The organism is Nocardioides sp., assembly GCF_964229035.1.
Classification (GTDB): Bacteria; Actinomycetota; Actinomycetes; order Propionibacteriales; family Nocardioidaceae; genus Nocardioides.
The window spans coordinates 24,108-48,236 of sequence record NZ_CAXRAZ010000025.1 but is presented as its reverse complement, the minus strand read 5'-3'; the positions used below and the strand labels follow the sequence as shown (position 1 = coordinate 48,236).

The window sequence follows — 24,129 nt, the reverse complement described above, 5'->3', positions numbered from 1 at the left end:
CGCCCGGGCTCCTAGGATGGGAACGACCGGAGGGGGACGAGGTGGCCACGTCGACGCGGTCCGGTGATGTTCTCGCCGGCCGCTACCGCTTGATCGACCTGCTGACCGAGAGCGGCGGCGGTCGGTTCTGGCGAGCCCACGACACGATCCTCGAGCGCTACGTCGCCCTCCACGTCATCGACGAGGACGACCCGCGCGCACCCGGCCTCGTGGAGGCGGCGCGCACCTCGGCCGCCGTCCTCGACCCGCGGGTGCTGCGCGTGCTCGACGCCGCCACCGAGGACGGCCGCTGCTTCGTCGTCAACGAGTGGGGCACGGGCACCTCGCTCGACATCCTCGTCACCCACGCCGGCCCGCTGGGGCCGCGCCGCGCCGCCTGGCTGGTGGCCGACGTCGCCGACGCCATCGCCAGCGCCCACGCGGTCGGCGTCGCCCACGGGCGTCTCAACCCCGAGAACGTGCTGATCGACCGCTACGGCGCGGTGCGCCTCATCGGCCTGTGCGTGGACGCCGCCCTCCACGGCGCCGTCCCGGGCGAGGTGCGCGGCGACCTCGAGGACATCGGCGGCCTCCTCTACTGCGCGCTCACCGCCACCTGGCCCGGACCCTCCGGCTCGATCGTCCCGGCCGCTCCGCGCGAGGGCGGCGTCGTCCTCAGCCCGCGGCAGGTGCGCGCCGGCGTGCCCGGTCCGCTCGACGTCCTCTGGCGCGAGTTCGAGTGCGAGGGCCGCCACGACCGTCGTCGACGCCGCCTCGCCGACCGCCTCGCCGACCACCCCGACGTCGGATCGGCGGCCGCGATCGCCGAGCAGCTGCGCGACTTCGTCGGCGACCCCACCGGCATGCCGGAGGCGCTGGCCCGCTCCATCCCGCCGGTCAACGAGCTCGGGCCCGTGTGGCTGCCCGCCGTGGCCGACCCGCTGCCCCACGACTCCACCGACGACGACATCCCCGTCGTGCGCCCCGCCGCCGAGCAGCCTGCCGAGCAGCCCGCCGACCGGGCCGCGGCCGACGAGGCCGACCCGCCGGCCGCGCTGGAGGCCGACGACGCCGACGCCGCGCCACCGTCGGGCGGCGCGTCGTCCACCGACGAACCCACCCGGGTCAACAGCACCATGACCGACCATCCCGAGGCCCCGACCGAGGCGGGGATCCCCGTGTTCGGCGACGGCGACGACGTCCGCTGGCTGCGCACCCACAGCGCGCCCGCCGCCCCGCCACCGCCGTTCGAGGAGGTGCCGGAGCGGCCGCTCTTCGCCGCTGGCCCCTCGCGTCGTCCGGCCGCCGACGGCTACGGCCACGGCGATCCGACCCTCGCGGGCTCCGCGGTCGATGCCGCGCCGCCGCCGGCGCAGCCCTGGCCGTTCGAGGACCACCTCGACGACCCTCTCACCACCACCGCCGAGCGCGTCCCGGGTCGCCGTTCGCTGCGGCTGGCCCTCGGCGTGGCCGTGGCCCTCGCCCTGCTCGTCGCGGTGCTCGTCGCCATCAACCTCGGCCGCGGGCGCACGCCCCTGGGAGGCGAGCGTGAGCCGGCGTCACCGGCACCGACCACGTCGGGCACCCCCGCGCCCGCGCAGGTGCTCACGGGCGTCACGGCCCGCGACTTCGACCCCCTCGGCACCAACGGCGAGAATCCCGAGGACGTCGGCGCGCTCGTCGACGGCGACACCGCCACCACCTGGGGCACCCAGACCTACAACGACCAGCTCGGCCCGGCGGCACCTGCCCTCAAGTCCGGTGTCGGCTTCGTGCTCGACCTCGGCCGCGAGCGCCAGGTCGCCTCGGTGGCGCTGCGCCTCGTCGAGGGCACCGGCACCGTCCAGCTCTTCGCCGGCACCGACGACCCGCAGTCGGCGCCCACGGGCGAGCCCGCCGCCACCGCCACCGGTTCGGGCCAGCTGGTGCTCGCAGCCGGACCCACCGCCGACGCCCGGCTCCGCGCCCGCTACCTCACCCTGTGGTGGACGGCGCTCCCGCAGGTCTCCGGAGGCTTCAAGGCCACCGTGGCCGAGGTCGTGGTGCGCGGTGACTGACGAGCGGGCCCGCCCGGCCGACGACGCGCGCGACGACCGCGCGCTGCTCGCCGCCCACGTGGACGGCGACCCCGACGCCTTCGGCACGCTCATCGCGCGCCACCGCGACCGGCTCTGGGCGGTCGCGCTGCGCACGTGCGCCGACCCCGAGACGGCCGCCGACGGCCTCCAGGACGCCGTCGTCGCGGCCTTCCGCCGCGCCGGGACCTTCCGGGGCGACGCCGCGGTCACGACCTGGCTGCACCGCATCGTCGTCAACGCCTGCCTCGACCGGCTGCGCGCAGCCGCCGTGCGCCGTGCCGAGCCGCTGCCCGACGACCTCGACCGCACCGACGAGCTGCAACGGCGCAGCCGCACGATCAGCGCGCTGCCCGGCGCCACCGCCCCGGTCGCACCACCCGAGCCGGAGCAGGCTGCGATCGACGCCGAGCGGCGCTCGCGGGTGCACGCGGCCCTCGCCCAGCTGAGCGCCGAGCAGCGAGCGGCCGTCGTCCTCGTCGACATGGAGGGGTACTCGGTCGCCGAGGCCGCCGAGGTGCTCGGATGCGCCGAGGGCACGATCAAGAGCCGGTGCTCCCGGGCCCGCGCCCGTCTGGCCGGCCTGCTCGCCGACATCCTCCTCGTCGGCGAGGGCCACGACGCCCGGCCGCACGCGGCTCCGGGGAACCACCCGTCGTCGGCGCACGTCGGATCGGTGAACCGGCGCGGCCCTCCAGGCCACGGCGCCTCCGACCCCTCCGACGCCTCCGACGCCCCGTCGGGAGCCGCCCCGCCGGCACCCGCCCTCCCCACGACCGACGCAGGACCCCTCACCGATGCCTGACGACCCCCGCGACACCCCGCCCTCCTCGGGCGCCGGTGACGCCCCCGAGCCCGTGCGGCTCGACCCCGCCACCGAGGACGCCGTGCGGCGCACCCTCGCGGCCTCCGGCGGACCGGAGACCACTCCACCTGAGGTCGTGGCGCGGCTCGACGACACGATCGCCGCGCTCACCGCCGAGCGCTCCGCCGAGTCGGTCGCGCGCCCGAGCGATCCTGAGGCCGTCGTCCTCGATCTGGACGACGCCGCCCGCGCCCGGCGCACCCGCCTGCGCTGGCTGCTGGGTGCGGCCGCCGCGGTGGTCGTCATCGGCATCGGCGGCGGCCTGCTGGGCGACGGCGCCGGCACCGGCAATGACGCCAGCACCGCCTCCGACTCCTCCGACAGCGCCCCCCAGCGTGCCGAGTCGGCGCAGGAACCTCCGGCGAACCTCGGCTCGCTGCGCGAGGACGCCGACAGCGCGGGCGGCGTCACGGACACCACCAAGGATCTCCGCGAGTCCGCCGCCGCGTCGTCGAGCCCCGACCGACAGCTCGCCGGCGCCCCCCGACGCGTGGACGACGGGTCGCCGCTGCGCGACGTGCGGGCCGACCGCCTGCGCGCCGACCTCGTGGCCCTGCGCGGGGTGCTGCCACAGGCCCCGGCCGACTACCGCGGGATCACGCTGCTGGCGCCCGCCGACTTCGTGTGCGAGCCCGGCGGGTTCGGGGCCGGTCGGCTCGTGGGCGTGCGCTATGACGGCGTGCCCGCGGTGGTCGCCTTCCGCGCACCGGTCGGCAGCACGCAGGTGGCCGAGGTGCTGGCCTGCGGCACCGGCGACGTGCTGCGCTCGACGACGCTGCCCCGCACCGGGGGGTGATCGGCGGCACGCGCTCCCGGGGGAACAGCGCCCCCTAGGATCGACGTTGTGCCCATCGTCCGGCCGTGAGCGGTCGGACTCCGCCGTACCGCCTCGAGCAGGGAGTCCCATGAGCGCGTCCACCACCGAGACCCGCAACGTCATCGTGATCGGGTCCGGACCCTCCGGCTACACCGCCGCCATCTACGCCGCCCGCGCGCAGCTGGCCCCGCTGGTGTTCGAGGGCTCGGTCACCGCCGGCGGTGCGCTGATGAACACCACCGAGGTCGAGAACTTCCCGGGCTTCCGCGACGGCATCCAGGGCCCCGCGCTCATGGACGAGATGCGCGCCCAGGCCGAGCGCTTCGGCGCCGAGCTGGTGGCCGACGACATCGTCGAGGTCGACCTCACCGGCGACGTGAAGATCGTCAAGACCGCCACCGACACCTACACCGCCAAGGCCGTCATCCTGGCCATGGGCTCGGGCTACCGTCGCCTCGGTCTCGCCGACGAGGACCGCCTGTCGGGCCGTGGGGTGTCGTGGTGCGCCACCTGCGACGGCTTCTTCTTCCGCGAGCAGCACATCGCCGTCGTCGGCGGTGGCGACTCGGCCGTCGAGGAGGCGACCTTCCTGACCCGCTTCGGCTCGAAGGTCTCGATGATCGTGCGCCGCGACGAGCTGCGCGCCTCCAAGATCATGCAGGAGCGCGCATTCGCCGACCCCAAGCTCGAGATCATCTGGAACTCCGCCGTCGACTCCATCAACGGCGACGAGTCCGTCGAGTCGCTCACGCTGCGCGACACGGTCACCGGTGAGACCTCCGAGCTGCCCGCCACCGGCCTGTTCGTGGCGATCGGCCACGAGCCGCGCTCCGAGCTGCTCGTCGGCCAGGTCGACCTCGACGCCGAGGGCTACGTGATCGTGCAGCCCGGCTCGACGGCCACCAACGTCAACGGCGTCGTCGCCGCCGGCGACCTCGTCGACCACCGTTACCGCCAGGCCATCACCGCCGCCGGCAGCGGCTGCGCGGCCGCCCTGGACGCCGAGAAGTACCTCGCCGAGGTCGAGCACTTGGCCGCGAAGGCCGCCGCCACCGCCTGACACCCCGGCCGCGTGCGGCGGGAATGATCAGCCCCCGCCGCACGTTCGGCCACCAGACGTTCCGTTCACCCCATCTTCCGAAGGAGGCCCCCGTGGCCGACAACATCTCCGCTGTGACCGACGCCGAGTTCGACGCTCAGGTGCTCAAGGCCGACAAGCCCGTCCTCGTGGACTTCTGGGCCGAGTGGTGCGGCCCGTGCCGCCAGGTCGCCCCGATCCTCGACGAGATCGCCGGCGCCCACGGCGACAAGATCACCTTCTACAAGATGAACGTCGACGAGAACCCGGTCACCCCGGCCTCCTACCGCGTCACCGGCATCCCGACCATCAACGTCTACCAGGGTGGCGAGGTCGTCAAGACCATCGTCGGCGCCAAGCCGAAGGCCGCGATCCTCAACGAGCTGAGCGACTTCATCAACTGACCGCTTGCTCCACCGCAGCACCCCGGCGGCCCCCGCTCCCTCAGGAGCGGGGGCCGTCTGCTTCGCGCAGCGAGCGCGCCGGCGCCGCGTGTGGACGACGCACCGCTCCCACCAGCCGCTCCCACGCGGCCTCCACCTCGCCGCGCCACGTCACGAGCGATCGCATCTCCATGCGCATCCGCGGCGTCACCGGGTGCGGGCGGTGGGTCTTGAAGCCGGTGCGTGCCAGGAACCCGACCGGCAGCGTGCAGGATCCGGGAGCGGTGAGCCGCGACGACGTGTGGCCGAACGCCTCGACCGCGCGGACGCCGTCCGCGCGCAGCACGAGGTCGCGCGCCATGCCCTGCACGAGCAGGCGGCCGACGCCGCTGCCTGCGTACTCGCGCCGGACCCAGGCGGTGGTGAGGAGCACGGCGTCTGCCGACACCGGCGACGTGGCGAATCCTGCCGCGCCCGGCACGAAGGCCGCCGGCGCGTAGACCAGGTAGCCCACCGGGTGCCCGTCGACCATCGCCACCCGCCCGCACGAGCCCCACTCGCGGAGCACCTCCGAGACCCAGGCCTCCTTGTCGGCGACCCGCTCGGCGGCGGCCATCTTCGTGCGCTCGACCGGCGCCCGCTCCCAGAACAGGCAGTCGCGGCAGGGGGCGGCGAGCGCCTCGAGGTGATCGAGCGTCAGGGGGACGGTGGTGCGGGCCATGGTTCCTCCTACGGCGCGCAGGCGGGGCCTCGATCGTAGGCCGCGGAGCGCCCGAAATGCACTGGCGAGCACCTGCGAGAATGCTCGGGTGCGCACGATCCGGCAGAGCAAGAAGCTTCGCAATGTCCGCTACGACGTGCGGGGCCCCATCCTCGTGGAGGCCCAGCGGCTCGAGGCCGAGGGCCACCGGATCCTGAAGCTCAACATCGGCAACCCCGCACCGTTCGGCTTCGAGGCCCCCGACGCGATCCTCGCCGACGTGATCCACCACCTGCCCGAGGCGCAGGGCTACAGCGACTCGCGCGGCATCTACTCCGCGCGCACCGCGGTGGCCCAGTACTACCAGTCCCGCGGCCTCACGAGCGTGGACGTCGAGGACGTCTTCATCGGCAACGGCGTCTCGGAGATGATCTCGTTGGTGCTCCAGGCCTTCCTGGACGATGGCAACGAGGTGCTCGTGCCCGCGCCCGACTACCCGCTGTGGACCGGCGCGGTGGCCCTGTGCGGCGGTACCCCGGTGCACTACCGGTGCGACGAGGAGAACGGCTGGATGCCCGATCTCGCCGACATCGAGTCGAAGATCACCGAGAACACCCAGGCCCTCGTCATCATCAACCCCAACAACCCCACGGGTGCGGTGTACAGCGAGGAGATGGTCAAGGCGCTGGTCGACATCGCGCGCCGCCACCACCTGGTCGTCTTCTCCGACGAGATCTACGAGAAGATCCTCTTCGACGACGCCGTGCACCACCACACCGCGGCGGCGGCCGGGAGCGACGTCCTGTGCCTGACCTTCAGCGGGCTCTCCAAGGCCTACCGCGTGTGCGGGTATCGCGCGGGGTGGGTGATGGTGTCCGGACCCAAGGAGATCGCCGAGGACTTCCTCGAGGGGCTCACGCTGCTGGCAAACATGCGCATGTGCGCCAACGTCCCCGCCCAGCACGCGATCCAGACGGCGCTGGGCGGTTACCAGTCGATCAACGAGCTCATCGTGCCCGGCGGCCGCCTCTACGAGCAGGCCGCGCTCGCGCACCGGCTGCTCAACGAGATCCCGGGCGTGAGCTCCGTGCAGCCGAAGGGGGCGCTGTACTGCTTCCCCCGCCTCGACCCCGAGGTCTACGCCATCGACGACGACGAGCAGTTCGTCATCGACCTGCTGCGCGCCAAGAAGATCCTCGTCACGCACGGCACCGGCTTCAACTGGTTCGAACCCGACCACTTCCGGCTGGTGACGCTGCCCGACGTCGACGTCCTCGAGGAGGCCATCGGCCGGATCGCGGAGTTCCTCGCCACGCGCCGCTGAGGTCCACCGCGCCGAACGCGGAGCCCGAGCCTGTTCGCTGCGAACAAAGGACGGCCTCCGATTGGCCCGTCGGGGTCTCGTCCCTCACCCCCGCCGCCTGAGACACTGCTCCGGTGCTGGACATCACCTATCCCCCCGTCATCGTCACCGCCAAGATCCTCTTCAAGCTGATGCGTCAGCGGGTGGTGGTCACGGGGTCGGAGAACGTCCCCCGCAAGGGCGGCGCGCTGCTGGCCATCAACCACACCGGCTACATCGACTTCATCTACGCCGGCAAGGGCGCCGAGCCGCAGAACCGGCTGGTGCGCTTCATGATCAAGAAGGAGATGATGGACGCCCCCGGCGTCGGTCACCTGCTGCGCTCCTTCCACCACATCCGCGTCGACCGCGGTTCCGGCGAGGCATCGGCCCGCACGGCGGTGGAGTAGCTCCGCTCGGGGGAGATCGTCGGCATCTATCCCGAGGCCACGATCTCGCGCTCGTTCGAGATCAAGGAGCTCAAGTCGGGTGCGGTGCGCATCGCCGCCGAGGCCGGCGTGCCGCTCATCCCCGTCATCGTGTGGGGTGCCCACCGCCTGATGACCAAGGATCACCCGAAGGACTTCTCCCGCTCACCCAAGACCATCGCCATCAAGGTCGGCGAGCCGATGTACCCCACCGCCGAGGACGCCGCCGGCGAGACCGCGCAGCTGCGCAGCACGCTGCAGCGGATGCTCGACGAGGTCATCGCCGACTACCCCGCCGAGGAGAAGGCGCCCGGGTCGTGGTGGACGCCGGCCCGCTTCGGCGGCGGCGCACCCACCCCGGAGGAGGCCGACGCGATGGACCGCGCCGAACTGCAGGAGCGCGCAGCCAAGCAGGCCACCAAGGCGGCCGAGGAGCGCGACGGCACGAGCTGACTCCGCCCATCTCGGGCCGAGAACGACGACGCCCCGCTGGTTTCACGTGGAACCAGCGGGGCGTCTGCCATTTGTCGACAAAGCGACCTAGCTACTACTCGACTTGTCGCCCTAACGACTAGTCGATGGGTCGACCTCAGATCGGTCGGTCCTCCCGGTTGCGCGGATCGATCAGGTCCACGATGCGCTGGAGGTCGCCGGTGTTCGCGAACTCGATCGTGATGCGTCCCTTGGCCTTGCCGAGGTCGATCTTCACCCGTGTCTCGAGACGGTCGCCGAGGCGCTCGGAGAGCTCACCCAGGCCGGGCGCCTTGGGCTTCGGACGACGAGGGCGCGGCGTCGCTCCGCCGAGCTCGCCGACCGTCACGATCTCCTCGAGCGCACGCACCGAGATGCCCTCCGCGACCACGCGCTGGGCGAGCCGGTCCTGCTGCTCGGCGTCCGGCACGGCGAGCAGCGCCCGCGCGTGCCCGGCCGAGAGCACCCCGGCCGCGACCCGCCGCTGCACGGCCGGCGAGAGCTTGAGCAGGCGTAGCGTGTTGCTGATCTGCGGGCGCGACCGTCCGATGCGCTGCGCGAGCTCCTCGTGCGTGCAGGAGAAGTCCTCGAGCAGCTGTTGGTAGGCCGCTGCCTCCTCGAGCGGGTTGAGGTTGCTGCGGTGCAGGTTCTCGAGCAGGGCGTCGCGGAGCATGTCGACGTCCTCGGTCTCGCGCACGATCGCCGGGATCGTGGTGAGGCCGGCCTGCTGGGTGGCGCGCCAGCGGCGCTCGCCCATCACCAGCTCGTACGCCTCGGCGCCCGTGCGGCGCACGACGACCGGCTGCAGGAGCCCGATCTCCTTGATCGAGTGCACGAGCTCGCCCATCGCGTCCTCGTCGAAGACGGTGCGAGGGTTGACCGCGTTGGGTCGGATCTGTGTGACAGGCAGCTCGGCGAAGTAGGCACCCTCGACCGGCGTCAGGGTCGGATCCGCCGTCTGGGCGCCTGCCGCTCCTCCGGTGGACCCATGGTCCACCGATGCGCTGTTCGGCGCTCCAGCGGCAAAGTCCGCATCCCGGGCGTCGTCCTTGACACCGGCGGTCTGGTCCGGGGCAGATCCAGCCTCGGGCTGACTCGGGGGCGGACCGGTCGGAATGAGGGAGCCCAGACCACGGCCGAGGCCCCGACGAGGCGTTCCGGCGTTCACGACAGTCCCCCGCGGACGACGATCTCGCGCGCCGCCTCGAGGTAGCTGAGCGCACCGGGCGATCCCGGGTCGTAGGTCATCACGGTCTGCCCGTAGGACGGCGCCTCCGACACCCGGACCGATCGCGGGATGGCGGTCTTCAGCACCTGGTCGCCGAAGTGCTCGCGCACCTCCTGTGCCACCCCCGCGGCCAGGCGGGTGCGGGCGTCGTACATCGTCAGCACGATCGTCGACACCGCCAGCTCGGGGTTCAGGTGCGCGCGCACCATGTCGACGGTGGCGAGCAGCTGGCCGAGTCCCTCGAGCGCGTAGTACTCCGCCTGGATCGGGATGAGCATCTCCGCACCGGCCACGAGGGCGTTGAGCGTGAGCAGTCCGAGGGAGGGCGGGCAGTCGATGAACACGTAGTCGAAGCGCTCCTCCCCCACCTCCGCGGCGGTGCCGATGCGCGGGTGCGCGTCGATGGCCCTCTTCAACCGCTGCTCGCGTGCGACCACGCTGACGAGCTCGATCTCCGCTCCGGCGAGGTCGATGGTCGCCGGCACGACCCAGAGGTTGGCGGCGTCCGGACAGGGCTGGGCGAGGTCGACGAGAGCGGTGCCGTCGACGAGGAGCTCGTAGCTGGAGGGCGTGCCCTGGCGGTGCTCGATGTTGAGCGCGGTGGAGGCGTTGCCCTGCGGATCGAGGTCGATCACGAGCACCCGCTGTCCGAGCTGCGTGAGGGCCGCGGCGAGATTCACCGTGGACGTCGTCTTGCCGACGCCGCCCTTCTGGTTGGCCACGACGAAGATCCGGGTCTCCGCCGGACGATCGAGCTTCTCCTGCGGAAGACCGGCACGGACGAGCACCGTCGCCTGGGCCGCGCGGGCGAGTGGCGTCATCGCGTCGTCGTAGCCCGCCTCGCGCTCGGCCAGCTGCGCCGCCGTCAGGGGCGCCGCCGTCACTGCGGCCGTCTCCTCGGGCCCTTGCTCGGGGCGGTCGGTTTCACGTGGAACATCGCCGGTTCCAGCTCGATGGCTATCGCTGGGGGTGGTCATCGCTTCTCCGTTTCACGTGAAACACGGCGGTGGTTGCGGCCGCATCTCTTGTCTGCACTTCTGTGGAAAACCTTCAGGCTTCTGTGGAGACTCACGCTCAGCGCGCTTCTCCCGGCGGTGGAAAACCTCCGTCGTGCCCCGAACGGGTCAGTCCGTCCTGGGACCTCGCCGGCGGCCCGATCCCGTCCCGCCACCGCCACGTCGCCCGCCCCCGGACGAGTGCCGGCGACCGGAGGAGCCGGCCGACCGTCGTCCACCCGCGCTCGCACGGCCCGTCCCGGACGACCGCGGCAACGATACGTTCCCCGGGTCCGCCCAGCCCACTCGGACGACATGGATGCCGTCGGGCGACGGCACCGCGCCATCGAGGTCCCCGTCCGCGGCCTCGACCGGGCCGGGCGTTCCTCCCGCGTGGACGGGCACGAACTCGACCTCAGGACGGCTCAGCCGAAGCTGGGCGACCACATCGGCCGCATCCGCGATCTCATCGGCGACCGATGACCCCTTCATCGCGACCATGTGGCCGGTCGGTGCCACCAGCGGCATCGACCAGGTCAGGAGCCGCCCCAGCGGCGCGACCGCGCGCGAGGTGACGACGTCGAACCGTCGGTCGCCCGCGAGGGACTCGGCCCGCCCGCGGTGCACCTGCACGTGGTCGAGCCCGAGCTCGTCGACGACCTCCTCGAGGAAGGTGGTGCGACGAAGCAGCGGCTCGATGAGGGTGATCCGGAGGTCCGGACGCACGATGGCGAGCACGATCCCCGGCAGGCCGGCGCCCGAGCCGATGTCCGCGACCGAGGCGTCCGTCGGGATGGCGCGGGCGAGGAGCGCACAGTTGATCAGGTGACGATCCCACAGACGGGGGGTCTCACGCGGGCCGATGAGGCCGCGGACCACCCCGTCGGTGGCGAGGAGCGCGGCGTACCGCTCAGCGAGCGGCAGGCGCTCCTCGCCGACGAGGTCGACGGCGTGCGCCGGTGGGGGAGGCGCAGCGTCGTGTTTCACGTGAAACGGCGAGGATCAGGAGGGGAGGACGACGACGTAGCGCCGCGGCTCCACACCCTCGGACTCCGAGCGTAGCCCGGCCGCCGCCACCGCGTCGTGCACGATCTTGCGCTCGAACGGCGACATGGGGTCGAGCGACACCGGCTCGCCCGAGGAACGCACCTGCTCGGCCGTCGTCGTACCGAGGTCGGTGAGGCGCGCACGCTTGTCGGCGCGGAAGCCGGAGATGTCGAGCATCAGCCGCGAGCGCTCGCCGGTCTCGCGGTACACCGCCAGGCGGGTGAGCTCCTGCAGGGCCTCCAGCACCTTGCCGTCCTGGCCCACGAGCTGCGAGAGGTCCGCACCCACGATCGACACGGCGGCCCGGTCGGCCTCCACGTCGATGTCGAGGTCGCCGTCGAGGTCGGCGATGTCGAGCAGCTCCTCCAGGTAGTCCGCGGCGATGTCGCCCTCCTGCTCGAGGCGGGTCACCAGGTCACCACCCGCCGCGGCGGCGCCGTCGGCCTCGGGTGCGGACGCGGGAGCGGTGTCGGTCTCGGCACTCACTGGGTGTCTCCGTTCTTCTGGTTCGGGGTGGGCTTCGAGGAACCGCCGCCCTTGCGCTGCGAGCGCGTCTGCTTCTTCGGCTGCTGCCGGGTGGCAGGACGGCGCTCGTCCTCGACCACCGGCGTCTCGACCTCGGCCTCGGGGGCGCCGTGCGCGGCGGCCTTGGCGCGGTCGCGCTCCTGCTTGGCGGCGAAGGCCGGGGTACCGGGGGCGGGGTTGTTGCGGATCACGTAGAACTGCTGGCCCATCGTCCACAGGTTGGAGGTGGTCCAGTAGAGGAGGACGCCGATCGGGAAGGCGACGCCGCCCAGGCCGAAGGCGACGGGGAGGATATAGAGGAGCAGCTTCTGCTGCTGGGCGTACGGGCCCGTCAGCGCCTCCGGCGGCATGTTCTTGGCCATCAGCTGACGCTGCGTGGTGAACGTGGTGGCAGTCATCGCGAGCACGAGCACCAGGGCGACGATCATCACGGCAGCGTCGGGGGTCGGGCCCCACGTGCGAGCCTGCCAGAACGACTCACCGATCGGGATGGTGCCGAAGATCTCCGACTTGCCGAACTGGGTGGCGCGCTCGACGTCGAGGAAGCCGTGGGGCTTGTTGAACTTCGCCGCCTGGTCGAGCAGTCGGAACAGCGCGAAGAAGATCGGCATCTGCAGCAGGATCGGCAGACAGGAGGCGAAGGGGTTGGTGCCCGCCTCCTTGTAGAGCTTCATGGTCTCTTCGGCCAGCTTGTTGCGGTCGTGGCCGTACTTCTTCTGCAGCTCGCGCACCTTGGGCTGCAGCATCGCCATGTTGCGGCTGGACTTGATCTGCTTGACGAACAGCGGGATCAGCGCGGCACGGATGACGAGGGTGAGGCCGACGATCGAGAGCGCCCAGCTGAGGCCGCCGGCGGGGTCGAGGCCGATGAGCGTGAAGAGCTCGTGCCAGCCGATGAGGACCGCGGAGATGATGTAGTACAGCGGCACCATGATGAAGCTGCCGATGTCGCCGATGATGCCCACGGATCAGACTCCTTGCTGCGAGGGAGGACCGCCGGCGGCTGCCGCGCGGGTGTCGGGGGAGGGGGCCGGGTCGCTCACGACTGCGGCTGGGGCCGGGGCCTCGGCGCGCCGGCGTCGTGAGGTGCTCTCGGGCACGTGGTCGACGCCGCCGGGGGACCAGGGGTGGCACCGCAGGAGGCGACGCAGGGCGAGCCAGCCGCCGCGGAGCGCACCATGGCGCTCGAGGGCGGTGACCGCGTAGCTCGAGCACGACGGGTAGTAGCGGCAGGTCTGGCCCAGGAACGGACTGACGACGAGCTGGTAGGCGCGCACCAGCGCGACCAGGACCCACTTCATCGCGCCTCCTGCGCCGCCGCGCAGGCGGGCTCTCCCGGGGCGACCGCCCGGGAAAGACAACGATCGAGGTCGGCCGCCAGTTCCTCAGAGCCAGCCTGCGCAGCGGCGGGCTGAGCCCGAACCACGACGCGGCAACCGGCGGGCAGCAGATGCTGGCGCTCGCGGACCAGGTGGCGCAACCTGCGCTTGACCCGGTTGCGGACGACCGCGACCCCCACTGCCTTGCTGACGACGAATCCCGCGCGCGCGGGTACGCCGACGGCCTGCTCGCCCTCGGGGGCCAGCAGGTGGACGACGACGGTGCGCGAGCCGGCTCGGCGACCGCGCCGGCTCACGGTGCGGAAGTCCTCCGCATCGTTGAGTCGGTGCTGGGCGGCGAGCACCTCAGCTCCACGCGCGCGGGGCCGACATGGCGTCTGCCCGGTGCGCTCAGACCGACAGGTTCGAGCGACCCTTGCGGCGACGGTTCGCCAGGATCGAGCGGCCGGCGCGCGTGCGCATCCGCAGTCGGAAGCCGTGCACCTTGTGACGGCGACGGTTGTTCGGCTGGTACGTCCGCTTGCTCACGAATCGACCTCTCAGACGGCTAGGACATGGGAAGGGTCAACCGCGGCTCGCCGACGATCGAACACGACCCGGAGGGCGCTGATCGGCGCGGTGAGAACCTCGTGCCGGCCGGCACCGCGCAGCCACGCGGGCGGCCGGTGAGAGCGCGGGACCTCGTGGACATGCGGCACCGGTCGACACCGGTTGACCGTCGAACGGTACGCGGGGCCGCGAGGGCGGGTCAAACCGACGGACCACGCCGTGACACCCCCCAGCACCTCCGGTCGGAGACCTGGCTCACAGTGGTCGGCCCTACCTGTGGATAGCGTCTTGAACCTGCTCCACGACAGCGACTACTTTCGAGCCTTCCGGGTTTCCCCCCACCTCGCCCCAGCCGCCGCGCCCGAGCTTGTGCCGTCGTCCGAGAAAACGCCAGCGCAAGCCTCTGACCTGCAGTGATGCAGAGCGCAGCGGCCTGGAGAGGTGGTCTCGGATGAAGGCCAGAGACCTCCGACCCGACAGTTCACAGCCTGTGGACAAAGTTGTGGAACGAGTCGCCGCGGAGTCCGCGGAACCCCAGCAACGAGAGGTGACCGGCGTGAACGGCCAGTCCGAGCACGAGAGCGATGCCACGTCCCCCCGGCCCGACGGAGGTCTCGACGCGACCGCGCGCCTGACCCACGAGTGGGCAGTGGTGGTGGGCGACCTCCAGGCCCACCAGCGCGCGTGGCTGCAGGCCTCGCGCCCCGTCACGCTGCACGGCACCACGGCGATCGTCGCCGTGCCCGACGACTTCACGCGCAAGCGCCTCGAGGGCCGCCTGCGGGGCCAGCTCGAGGACACCCTCACCGAGCGCTTCGGCCACGAGGTCCAGCTCGCGGTCACCGTCGACAGCTCGCTGCAGCAGAACCCCGACTACGACGGCAGCGCCGCCTACGCCTCGCCGGCCTACCCCGCCGGCGAGCGCGAGCAGGGGTACGAGCCCACCTTCGAGGTCGCCACGCCCGATCAGGACGGCGACGCGATTCCGCCGCGCACCGACAGCCCCACCAGCTCCGGTCGATCTGACGACATGTCGACAAAGCGACTCATCGACTCATCGACCTACGAGCCGAGCACCGCCGCTCCCGACCTCGCTGCGGCGACCGCGGCCGGGCCGTCGGCCACCGCGGCCGGCGAGTCGCGGCTCAACCCGAAGTACACCTTCGAGACCTTCGTCATCGGCTCGTCCAACCGGTTCCCCCACGCCGCCGCCGTCGCGGTGAGCGAAGCGCCCGGTCGCAGCTACAACCCGCTGCTGGTCTACGGCGAGTCCGGCCTCGGCAAGACCCACCTGCTCCACGCCATCGGTCACTACGTGCGCACCATCTATGCCGGCTCGAAGGTGCGCTACGTGTCGAGCGAGGAGTTCACGAACGAGTTCATCAACGCCATCCGCGACGACCGCCAGGACCGGTTCAAGCGCAAGTACCGCGAGGTCGACGTGCTGCTGATCGACGACATCCAGTTCCTGGCCGGCAAGACGCAGACGCAGGAGGAGTTCTTCCACACCTTCAACACGCTGCACAACGCCAACAAGCAGATCGTGCTGACCTCGGACCGCCCGCCGAAGCTGCTCGAGGCGCTCGAGGACCGGCTGCGCAACCGCTTCGAGTGGGGGCTCATCACCGACGTCCAGGCGCCCGACCTCGAGACGCGCATCGCGATCCTGCGCAAGAAGGCGGCCATGGACCGTCTCACCGCGCCCTCGGACGTGCTGGAGTTCATCGCCAGCAAGATCCAGACCAACATCCGCGAGCTGGAGGGCGCCCTGATCCGCGTCACCGCCTTCGCGAACCTCAACCGGCAGGACGTCGACATGACGCTCGCCGAGATCGTGCTCAAGGACCTCATCCCCGAGGGCGGTGAGCCGGAGATCACGGCGCCGCTCATCATCGCGCAGACCGCGGCCTACTTCGGGCTCTCGATCGAGGAGCTCACCGGTCCCAGCCGCGGCCGGCACCTCGTGATGGCCCGCCAGATCGCGATGTACCTGTGCCGCGAGCTCACCGGCCTGTCGCTGCCGAAGATCGGCGCCCAGTTCGGCAACCGCGACCACACGACCGTGATGTACGCCGAGCGCAAGATCAACCAGCTCCTCGGTGAGCGGCGAGCGGTCTTCAACCAGGTGAGCGAGCTGACCAACCGCGTGAAGATGCAGGCGCGCCAGGGCGGCTGAGCGTCCGGTTCCTGTCATCCGCACCTGTGGAGAACCACGGCGTACCTGTGCGAATCACACGGGGAGGATTCCGTGGAACGGCCAGGTGCGTCGTCCACGGGGGGTGTGGGGTCCACAGGCGCCGGTGGTTCGTGCCGATTCGTCCACAGGGTTCATCCACGCCTCCATGGCCCGCTGACCTGCGACGACACGAGTTGTCCACAGTTTCCACCGAACCTATGACCACTCCCTACCTACCTACGCATCGATCGATCGTCGAACCTCACCCGGCTCCCGACCTGTGGAACGACACCACTCCGGCCTCCCCGGTCGGGCGCTGCCGGAGATCACAGGGAACCTCGGGCTCGTGGCGCTGCAGGCGACGTGGCAGGATGCACACCCACACGACCGCTGCCCCCGCTCCGGTGCGCGAAGGTGTCGTTCCCGACGCCCTCGCCGCTGCTCCGGGAGCGACCCGGTCCCCGAGTGCGCCTGAGAGGTACGACCGTGAAGTTCCGTGTCGAGCGTGACGTCCTGGCCGATGCCGTCGCCTGGGCGGCGCGCAGCCTCCCCGTGCGCCCGAGTGCACCGGTGCTCGCCGGCCTGCTGATCGAGACCGGCGACGAGGGCCTGGTGCTCTCGACCTTCGACTACGAGACGTCGGCGCGCGCCACGCTGCAGGCCGAGGTGGCCGACGAGGGCCGGGTGCTGGTGAGCGGTCGACTGCTCTCCGACATCTGCCGCAGCCTGCCGAACAAGCCGGTCGAGATGACCCTGGACGGCGCCCGCGTGTCGCTGACCTGCGGTTCCTCGCGCTTCTCGCTCCAGACGCTCCCGGTCGAGGACTACCCCTCGATCCCCGACATGCCGGCCGCCACGGGCACGGTGCGCAGCGCCGACTTCGCCCACGCGGTCGCCCAGGCCGTCACGGCGGCGGGTCGCGACGACATGCTGCCGGTGCTCACCGGTGTGCGCATCGAGATCGAGGGCGACACCATCTCGCTGCTGGCCACCGACCGCTTCCGCCTCTCCCAGCGCGAGCTCGGGTGGAACCCGGGCACCCCCGACGCCACCCTCGCCGCGCTCGTGCCGGCCAAGGTGCTGGGCGACACCGCGAAGTCCCTGACCTCCGGCGAGGTCATCACCATCGCTCTCTCGGCCTCCGGCACGGGCGAGGGCATCATCGGCTTCGAGGGCACCGGCGCGGGCGGCATCCGCCGCACCACCACCCGCCTGCTCGACGGCGAGTTCCCGAAGGTGCGCAGCCTCTTCCCCAACGAGAAGCTCACCACCGCGCGCATCGACCGCGCGGCGCTGATCGAGTCGATCAAGCGCGTCTCGCTCGTGGCCGACCGCAACACCGCCGTCCAGCTGGCCTTCTCCGACGGCGCACTGACCCTCGACGCCGGCTCGGGCGACGACGCCCAGGCCACCGAGTCGGTGCCCGCCGAGATCCAGGGTGAGGACCTCGTCACCGGCTTCAACCCCACGTTCCTGCTCGACGGCCTCGGTGCCATCGACGAGGCTGTGGTCGAGCTCGCCTTCACCCAGGCATCGAAGCCCGTGGTGATCAGCGGCATCGCCGACGACGGCGCGGACGCCGACGAGGGCGGCCTGTTCCGCTACCTCCTCATGCCGCGCCGCCTGCTCAGCTGATCCCTCCCGGCCCCGGCCTGCTGGCAGCGGTTGGAGGCGGGGGACTACGTTCGTCCACGTCGGAACACCACCCCCACACGAAGGACGCGCCATGCACATCGGACTGGTCGGACTGGGCAAGATGGGCGGCAACATGCGCTCGCGCCTGCGCAACGCCGGGCACACGGTCGTCGGCTACGACCGCAACCCCGACCTGGCGGACGTCGACTCGCTCGCCGCGATGGTCGAGGCGTTGCCCTCGCCGAAGGTGGTGTGGGTGATGGTGCCGGCCGGGGAGGCGACCACCTCCACGATCGAGGAGCTCAAGGGCCTGCTCGGCGAGGGCGACCTCGTCGTCGACGGCGGCAACTCCCGCTGGTCCGACGACGCCACGAACGCCGCCTCGCTCGCCGAGAAGGGGATCGGCTTCGTCGACTGCGGTGTCTCGGGCGGCGTGTGGGGTCTGGAGAACGGCTACGCGCTCATGTACGGCGGCTCCCCCGAGGACGCCGCGAAGGTCATGCCGGCCTTCGAGGCGCTCAAGCCCGAGGGCACCGACGACGGCCTCGTCCACTGCGGCCCCACGCCGGGTGCGGGTCACTTCTCCAAGATGGTCCACAACGGCATCGAGTACGCCATGATGCAGGCCTACGCCGAGGGCTGGGAGCTGCTCGAGAAGGTCGACATCGTCGAGAACGTGCCCGAGATCTTCGCCTCCTGGCGCACCGGCACCGTCGTCCGCTCGTGGCTGCTCGACCTGCTCGTCGACCAGATCCGCGCCGACGAGCACCTCGACGCGCTGCGCGGCTACGCCGACGACTCCGGCGAGGGTCGCTGGACCGTCGAGGCCGCCATCGACAACGCGGTCGCCGTGCCCGCCATCTCCGCGAGCCTCTTCGCCCGCTTCGTCTCGCGCCAGGACGACAGCCCCGCGATGAAGGCGATCGCCGCGATGCGCAACGGCTTCGGCGGCCACGCGGTCACCAAGAAGGACTGACCCACCGCCACCTCGGGCCTCGGCCCGCGTCCGAATCGCTAGAGCGCGAGGACGAGCCGCACGATCGCGTAGGCGAGCCACGCCCCGATCACCGCGACGGTGACCGGGTGGCGGATGACGCGATCGAGCGATACGGCGGGCGCACCGACGATCCTGCGGCGCACCGAGGCGACCGCGAGGACGACGACGAAGGCCGCGAACAGCGGGCCGAACCAGTGCACGGCGAAGGCCGCCGGCAGGTCGCCGTGCATCAGGTGCACCCAGGAGCGGGTGAGACCGCAGCCCGGGCACGGCAGGCCGGTGAGGCGCCGGAACGGGCAGATGACCGGACCGGAGTCGATGGAGGAGTCCGGCAGCACCGCCGCCACCCCCAGGGCGAGGACGCCGGCGGCCGCCGTCCACTCGGCGCTGGCGAGGCCCCAGCGCGCGCTCTCGACGCGGGCGGCGTCCGGGCCGCTGGTCGGCGGGGTCGTCGGCGGAGTGGTCACGTGGTCTCTCCCGAGGTGTCGGTGGGTCAGCGCAGTGCTCTGCCCTGGCTGTCGGGGATCTTGCGCATCGTCACGAGCACGGCGTCGATGAGCGCCCAGATGCCGAAGCCGCCGCAGGTCAGCAGCTTCAGGATGCCCAGGCCGGTGTAGCCGAGGTAGAAGCGGTCGATGCCGAGGCTGCCGATCAGCCAGCTCAGGATGAGGGTGGTGAGCCACTCCTTGTCGGAGAAGACCCCCGGCACGTCGCGGGCGAGCACGTACTGCTGGGTGTCGGCCAGGCGCAGCGTGGTGTCGGGCTTGATGCGGGTGGCCGAGGCCATCTGCTGCAGCGCCGTGTAGTCGTAGGGGCCGTACTCCTGGCCGAGGTAGCCCAGGTAGTAGGTGGTGGCCCGGGGGTCGGCGAAGCCCGGGTGCCCGTACTGCTGGCCGTAGGGCTGGCCGTACTGCTGTGCCTGCGGCTGGCCGTACTGCTGGCTGTAGCCGGCACCCGGCGCCGGCGGCGGGTACTGGCCCGGCTGCTGCGCGGCGGGCTGGTCGCCGTCCTTGCGGAACGGGTCGTGAGGCTGCGTCATGACGCCAGCCTAAGCCCGGGCGCGGCCGCAGCGCCCCCGCGCGGGCGTCGCTCGCCGTCCGTCGGCGACGATGGTCGACAATGGTGGCTCGAGGGCAGGCAGCGCGCGGAGGTCCGCGCACGAGGCGAGGCGGGTGGACGACGTGCACGTGGCGCACCTGAGCCTGCACGACTTCCGCAGCTACGCCTCGATCGACGTCGCCCTCGAGGCCGGCGTCACCGCCTTCGTGGGCAGCAACGGTCAGGGCAAGACCAACCTCGTCGAGGCCATCGACTATCTCTCACGCCTCTCGTCGCACCGCGTCGCCACGGATGCGCCCCTGGTGCGCGCGGGCGCCGACCAGGCCGTCGTCCGCGCTGCGGTGGTGCGCGACGGGCGCACGGCCGTGCTGGAGGTCGAGCTCAACCCCGGGCGCGCCAACCGGGCCCGCATCAACCGCTCGCCCCTGCCGCGGGTGCGCGAGCTGGCCGGGATCGTGCGCACGGTGGTCTTCAGCCCCGAGGACCTCGCCCTCGTGAAGGGCGACCCCGGCCAGCGCCGCCGCTTCCTCGACGACCTGCTGGTGCTGCGCACCCCGCGCCTGGCCGGCCTCATCGCCGACTACGAGCGCGTGCTCAAGCAGCGCAACACCCTGCTCAAGACGCTGTACGCCGCGCGCGGCGGTGCGCGCGACGCGGCGCTGGCCACCCTCGACGTGTGGGACGACCACCTCGTCGCCAGCGGGGCCGAGCTGCTGCGGGCCCGGCGGGCCCTGGCCGACGACCTCGCGCCCTACCTGGGCAAGGCGTACGAGGCCGTGGCCCGGGGCGCCACCCGTGACGACGCCCGCCTCGAGTACTCCTCGGCGGTGCCGGCCGGCGCCGCCCCCGACGAGGACGCCGCGAACTTCCGCGCCCAGCTCGCCAGCCGGCGCGACGACGAGATCGGGCGCGGCGTCACCCTCGTGGGTCCGCACCGCGACGACCTGCTCCTCACCATCGGGCCCGGCGACGCCGATCGGCTGCCCGTGCGCGGCTACGCCAGCCACGGCGAGTCGTGGTCGTTCGCCTTGGCGCTGCGCCTGGCGGCCTACGACCTGCTGCGCAGCGACGGCGACGACCCGATCCTCATCCTCGACGACGTCTTCGCCGAGCTCGACGCCGCGCGCCGCGAGCAGCTGGCTACCCTCGTCGCCGGCGCCGAGCAGGTGCTGGTGACGGCGGCGGTCGAGGCCGACGTGCCTCCCCAGCTGCAGGGCGCGGTCTTCCGGGTGGCCGCGGGCGAGGTGACCCGTGTCGAGGCCTGAGGACGACGACCGCACGCCGAACCCCGCTCCCGACCCCGCTCTCGACCACGCATCGCCGGAGCCCGCCCCCGAGGACGACGAGCCCCACCGCGCCGACGGCCTCGACCTCGCCCGCGCCCAGATGCTCGGCACGGCCGGCGCGGCGACGACGCCGGCGCGGCGTCGTCCACGTGGCGGGAGTGGCGGGGGTGGCGCGGGTGGCGCCGCCGGTTCGGGCTGGTCGGGTCGACGCGGCTCCGGCTTCCGCACCCGCGGCGAGGGCCCGCAGTTCTCCGGCGCACACCCCGACGGTCGTGATCCGCAGGGTCTCGGCGGCGAGGTGGAGCGCCTCATCGGTGAGCGGGGCTGGGGCCTCGACCTGCAGGTCCGCGGCGTCTTCGCGCGCTGGGCCGAGATCGTCGGCCCGGAGATCGGGGCGCACAGCACCCCCGAGACGCTCACCGACGGCACCCTCGTCGTCCGCACCGACTCCACCGCCTGGGCCACCCAGCTGCGCCTGCTCGCGGCCAGTGTGGTCAAGCGCCTCAACGCCGAGTTGGGCGACGGGGTGGTCACGGTGGTGGAGGTGCTGGGACCGAACGCACCGTCGTGGAAGCACGGTCGTCGCGGCATCCGAGACGGTCGCGGGCCGCGCGACACCTACGGCTGAGCGGGGGTCGAGAGGAGCCGGCGCGAGGGCCGCTTCCGGTGCCGAGCGTGATCGGCGAGGTGCGCTCCCAGGAGCCTCTCAGGCGTATGGGCCCTCATCGGGGCCCCTCCGAGGCGCTCCGACGGCCGATTCTGAGCCGCTGAGAGCCGAATCCGCGGCCGAGACCCTCCACAGGGTGGGTCACCCGCGTGCTCAGAGGCCCTCAGCGGGCTAGGATGGGCTCCTGGCCGGTGGGGCGTCACCTGTGCGCACGTCCGGCCTTCGCCATGCCCTGCGACATTCGGTTCGCAGGCGAGCACAAGAAGAGGTCCTGCGTGTCCACTGACGACCAGTCCCCCTCGATCGAGCCTGCCGAGGCCGGCGCCGACGCCACCGAGTTCGAGGCTGGCGCGCCGCCCGTCGACACCACCGAGATGCCGGAGTACGACGCCTCGGCGATCCAGGTGCTCGAGGGCCTCGAGGCGGTGCGCAAGCGGCCCGGCATGTACATCGGGTCCACCGGTGAGCGCGGCCTGCACCACCTGATCTGGGAGATCGTCGACAACGCGGTCGACGAGGCGCTCGCCGGGTTCTGCGACACCATCCAGGTCACCCTCAACGCCGACGGCTCGGTGAGCGTGGCCGACAACGGTCGCGGCATCCCCACCGACACCGCCCCCGGCCAGGAGCTCCCGGCCGCCACGCTCGCGCTCACGGTGCTGCACGCGGGCGGCAAGTTCGGCGGCGGCGGCTATAAGGTCTCCGGCGGTCTGCACGGCGTGGGCTCCTCGGTGGTCAACGCGCTCTCGACGAACCTCAAGCTCGAGATCAAGAACCGCGGCTACCTGTGGGAGCAGGAGTTCTCCCTCGGCGTCCCCGACTACGCCCTGCGCCAGGTGCGCCCGCTCGAGGACGACGAGCGCACCGGCACCACCGTCACCTGGTGGGCCAGCCCCGACATCTTCGAGACCACCGACTACACCCTCGAGACCATCGCCACGCGCTTTCGCGAGATGGCCTTCCTCAACAAGGGTCTGCGCATCGAGCTGCGCGACGCCCGCCCCAAGGCCGAGCAGCTCGTCGAGGCCGTCGAGGACGGCACGGCCACCGAGGGCGAGGGCATCGCGGAGGCCGCCGACGTCCACGCCGCCGAGGTCGACGGGCGCAAGGCGCTCGAGCAGGTCTTCCAGTACGAGCGCGGCCTGGCCGACTACGTCGACTTCCTCAACCGCCGCAAGACGCCGCTGAGCCCGATCATCGCCTTCGAAGCCCACACCGGCGACGCCGCGCCCAACCCGATGAGCCTCGAGCTCGCGATGCAGTGGCAGGCGTCGTCCTACAACGAGTCGGTGCACACCTTCGCCAACACGATCAACACCCCCGAGGGCGGCACGCACGAGGAGGGCTTCCGTGCGGCGCTCACCTCGCTCATCAACCGCTGGGGCGAGGAGTGGGGCCTGATCAAGAAGAAGGAGGACCGCCTCACCGGCGACGACATCCGCGAGGGCCTCACCGCGATCATCAGCCTCAAGATCTCCAACCCTCAGTTCGAGGGCCAGACCAAGGCCAAGCTCGGCAACACCGAGGCCAAGGGCTTCGTGCAGTCGGTGGTCAACGACCAGTTGGGCGACTGGCTGGAGAAGAACCCCGGCGAGGGCAAGGAGATCATCCGCAAGGCCCAGGCCGCGGCCACCGCGCGCATCGCCGCCCGCAAGGCGCGCGACCTCGCCCGCAACCGCAAGGGCCTGCTGGGCGGCGGCGGGCTGCCGGGCAAGCTGCGCGACTGCTCCTCGCGCAGCCCCGAGGAGTGCGAGGTGTTCATCGTCGAGGGCGACTCGGCGGGCGGCTCGGCGGTGATGGGCCGCGACAACCGCATCCAGGCGATCCTCCCGATCCGCGGCAAGATCCTCAACGTCGAGAAGGCGCGCATCGACAAGGTGCTCGCCAACACCGAGGTGCAGGCGATCATCTCCGCGCTCGGCACGGGCGTGCACGAGGAGTTCGACGCCGCCAAGCTGCGCTACCACAAGGTCGTGCTGATGGCCGACGCCGACGTCGACGGCCACCACATCAACACCCTGCTCCTCACGCTGCTGTTCCGCTTCATGCGTCCGCTGATCGAGGCCGGCCACGTCTACCTCGCCCAGCCGCCGCTCTACCGGATCAAGTGGAACAAGCCCCACGACCACGAGTACGTCTACTCCGACGCCGAGCGCGACGCCGTCATCCGCGACGGCCTCGCGTCGGGCAAGAAGCTGCCCAAGGACGCCTCCATCCAGCGCTACAAGGGCCTCGGCGAGATGAACGCCGACGAGCTCTGGGAGACCACCCTCGACCCCGACCAGCGCGTGCTCCTGCAGGTCACCCTCGAGGACGCCGCGCAGGCCGACGAGATCTTCTCGATCCTCATGGGCGAGGACGTCGAGCAGCGGCGCTCCTTCATCCAGCGCAACGCCAAGGACGTCCGATTCCTCGATATCTGAGTATCTAGCGCAGATCTTAGATTCAGGTAGAACGAGCCAGAGAGAACGATCGTGACCGAGATCC

Annotated in this window: 22 protein-coding genes and 2 pseudogenes; 13 read left to right on the top strand and 11 right to left on the bottom strand. The window is 71.8% G+C overall.

All coding sequences use genetic code 11. From position 1 onward, the window contains the following. The first annotated feature begins 41 nt into the window (after nt 1–41). From ACERUN_RS07905 to trxA, 5 genes are all read left to right on the top strand, one after another. Nucleotides 42–2,036, top strand: coding sequence for a hypothetical protein (locus ACERUN_RS07905; RefSeq protein WP_370289320.1), 1,995 nt, complete (start codon nt 42–44; stop codon nt 2,034–2,036). After that, nucleotides 2,029–2,859: an RNA polymerase sigma factor SigM gene (sigM, locus tag ACERUN_RS07900; RefSeq protein WP_370289319.1), complete on the top strand. Its 831-nt coding sequence runs from the start codon at nt 2,029–2,031 to the stop codon at nt 2,857–2,859. Before ACERUN_RS07905 ends, sigM begins: the two co-directional genes overlap by 8 nt. Then, nucleotides 2,852–3,715: a hypothetical protein gene (locus ACERUN_RS07895; RefSeq protein WP_370289318.1), complete on the top strand. Its 864-nt coding sequence runs from the start codon at nt 2,852–2,854 to the stop codon at nt 3,713–3,715. Before sigM ends, ACERUN_RS07895 begins: the two co-directional genes overlap by 8 nt. Before the next feature lie 109 nt (nt 3,716–3,824). Further along, a complete protein-coding gene (trxB, locus tag ACERUN_RS07890) occupies nt 3,825–4,796 on the top strand; it encodes a thioredoxin-disulfide reductase (RefSeq protein ID WP_370289317.1) in 972 nt (323 codons plus the stop codon). 92 nt (nt 4,797–4,888) lie between these two features. After that, nucleotides 4,889–5,218 (top strand): thioredoxin, encoded by a 330-nt coding sequence (gene trxA / locus ACERUN_RS07885; protein ID WP_370289316.1) that lies wholly within the window; start codon nt 4,889–4,891, stop codon nt 5,216–5,218. A 40-nt stretch (nt 5,219–5,258) separates the two neighbouring features. Here the strand turns inward: trxA and ACERUN_RS07880 are convergent, their stop codons facing one another. Next, nucleotides 5,259–5,918, bottom strand: coding sequence for a GNAT family N-acetyltransferase (locus tag ACERUN_RS07880; RefSeq protein ID WP_370289315.1), 660 nt, complete (start codon nt 5,916–5,918; stop codon nt 5,259–5,261). 88 nt (nt 5,919–6,006) lie between these two features. Here ACERUN_RS07880 and ACERUN_RS07875 point away from each other — a divergent pair, with 88 nt between their 5' ends. After that, complete coding sequence (locus ACERUN_RS07875; RefSeq protein ID WP_370289314.1) at nt 6,007–7,221, top strand: pyridoxal phosphate-dependent aminotransferase; 1,215 nt, start codon at nt 6,007–6,009, stop codon at nt 7,219–7,221. Between the two features lie 170 nt (nt 7,222–7,391). Further along, nucleotides 7,392–8,120: pseudogene (locus ACERUN_RS07870) on the top strand (lysophospholipid acyltransferase family protein). 136 nt (nt 8,121–8,256) lie between these two features. Here ACERUN_RS07870 and ACERUN_RS07865 read toward each other — a convergent pair. The 8 genes from ACERUN_RS07865 to rpmH form a co-directional block, all read right to left on the bottom strand. Further along, nucleotides 8,257–9,306, bottom strand: coding sequence for a ParB/RepB/Spo0J family partition protein (locus ACERUN_RS07865; RefSeq protein WP_370289313.1), 1,050 nt, complete (start codon nt 9,304–9,306; stop codon nt 8,257–8,259). Then, nucleotides 9,303–10,250: a ParA family protein gene (locus ACERUN_RS07860; RefSeq protein ID WP_370289311.1), complete on the bottom strand. Its 948-nt coding sequence runs from the start codon at nt 10,248–10,250 to the stop codon at nt 9,303–9,305. The genes ACERUN_RS07865 and ACERUN_RS07860 overlap by 4 nt, the downstream gene beginning before the upstream one ends. A 240-nt stretch (nt 10,251–10,490) precedes the next feature. Continuing rightward, entirely contained in the window at nt 10,491–11,348 is an 858-nt protein-coding gene (rsmG, locus tag ACERUN_RS07855) for a 16S rRNA (guanine(527)-N(7))-methyltransferase RsmG (RefSeq protein WP_370289309.1), read from the bottom strand. A gap of 15 nt (nt 11,349–11,363) precedes the next feature. Then, complete coding sequence (locus tag ACERUN_RS07850) at nt 11,364–11,822, bottom strand: protein jag (RefSeq protein ID WP_370289400.1); 459 nt, start codon at nt 11,820–11,822, stop codon at nt 11,364–11,366. 68 nt (nt 11,823–11,890) lie between these two features. Next, nucleotides 11,891–12,865 (bottom strand): membrane protein insertase YidC, encoded by a 975-nt coding sequence (gene yidC / locus ACERUN_RS07845; RefSeq protein ID WP_370289399.1) that lies wholly within the window; start codon nt 12,863–12,865, stop codon nt 11,891–11,893. Between the two features lie 36 nt (nt 12,866–12,901). After that, on the bottom strand, nt 12,902–13,234 hold the full coding sequence (gene yidD / locus ACERUN_RS07840) for a membrane protein insertion efficiency factor YidD (RefSeq protein ID WP_370289308.1): 333 nt from the start codon (nt 13,232–13,234) through the stop codon (nt 12,902–12,904). Beyond that, entirely contained in the window at nt 13,231–13,617 is a 387-nt protein-coding gene (gene rnpA / locus ACERUN_RS07835) for a ribonuclease P protein component (RefSeq protein ID WP_370289307.1), read from the bottom strand. The genes yidD and rnpA overlap by 4 nt, the downstream gene beginning before the upstream one ends. Before the next feature lie 46 nt (nt 13,618–13,663). Beyond that, the gene (rpmH, locus tag ACERUN_RS07830; protein ID WP_370289305.1) at nt 13,664–13,801 is read right to left on the bottom strand and encodes a 50S ribosomal protein L34; all 138 of its coding nucleotides are present in this window, start codon (nt 13,799–13,801) and stop codon (nt 13,664–13,666) included. A 652-nt stretch (nt 13,802–14,453) separates the two neighbouring features. On the opposite strand from rpmH, the gene dnaA reads away from it, so the two are divergent. The 3 genes and pseudogenes from dnaA to gnd all read left to right on the top strand — a co-directional run. Next, nucleotides 14,454–15,998, top strand: a complete 1,545-nt coding sequence (dnaA, locus tag ACERUN_RS07825; protein ID WP_370289398.1) for a chromosomal replication initiator protein DnaA — start codon at nt 14,454–14,456, stop codon at nt 15,996–15,998. 486 nt (nt 15,999–16,484) lie between these two features. Further along, nucleotides 16,485–17,633, top strand: coding sequence for a DNA polymerase III subunit beta (dnaN, locus tag ACERUN_RS07820; RefSeq protein ID WP_370289304.1), 1,149 nt, complete (start codon nt 16,485–16,487; stop codon nt 17,631–17,633). Between the two features lie 82 nt (nt 17,634–17,715). Then, nucleotides 17,716–18,609, top strand: a pseudogene (gene gnd, locus ACERUN_RS07815) (phosphogluconate dehydrogenase (NAD(+)-dependent, decarboxylating)); the annotation flags it as partial. A gap of 38 nt (nt 18,610–18,647) precedes the next feature. Here the strand turns inward: gnd and ACERUN_RS07810 are convergent. Beyond that, the gene (locus tag ACERUN_RS07810; RefSeq protein WP_370289303.1) at nt 18,648–19,097 is read right to left on the bottom strand and encodes a DUF2752 domain-containing protein; all 450 of its coding nucleotides are present in this window, start codon (nt 19,095–19,097) and stop codon (nt 18,648–18,650) included. Nucleotides 19,098–19,123: 26 nt separating this feature from the next. After that, entirely contained in the window at nt 19,124–19,669 is a 546-nt protein-coding gene (locus ACERUN_RS07805; RefSeq protein ID WP_370289302.1) for an NINE protein, read from the bottom strand. 142 nt (nt 19,670–19,811) lie between these two features. Between ACERUN_RS07805 and recF the strand changes: the two genes are divergently transcribed. From recF to gyrB, 3 genes are all read left to right on the top strand, one after another. Continuing rightward, nucleotides 19,812–20,954: a DNA replication/repair protein RecF gene (gene recF / locus ACERUN_RS07800; protein WP_370289397.1), complete on the top strand. Its 1,143-nt coding sequence runs from the start codon at nt 19,812–19,814 to the stop codon at nt 20,952–20,954. After that, nucleotides 20,941–21,603 carry a DUF721 domain-containing protein gene (locus ACERUN_RS07795; RefSeq protein ID WP_370289301.1) on the top strand — a complete coding sequence of 221 codons (663 nt, stop codon included), beginning with the start codon at nt 20,941–20,943 and terminating at the stop codon, nt 21,601–21,603. Before recF ends, ACERUN_RS07795 begins: the two co-directional genes overlap by 14 nt. 413 nt (nt 21,604–22,016) lie before the next feature. Next, a complete protein-coding gene (gyrB, locus tag ACERUN_RS07790; RefSeq protein ID WP_370289395.1) occupies nt 22,017–24,065 on the top strand; it encodes a DNA topoisomerase (ATP-hydrolyzing) subunit B in 2,049 nt (682 codons plus the stop codon). The last annotated feature ends 64 nt before the right edge of the window (nt 24,066–24,129 follow it).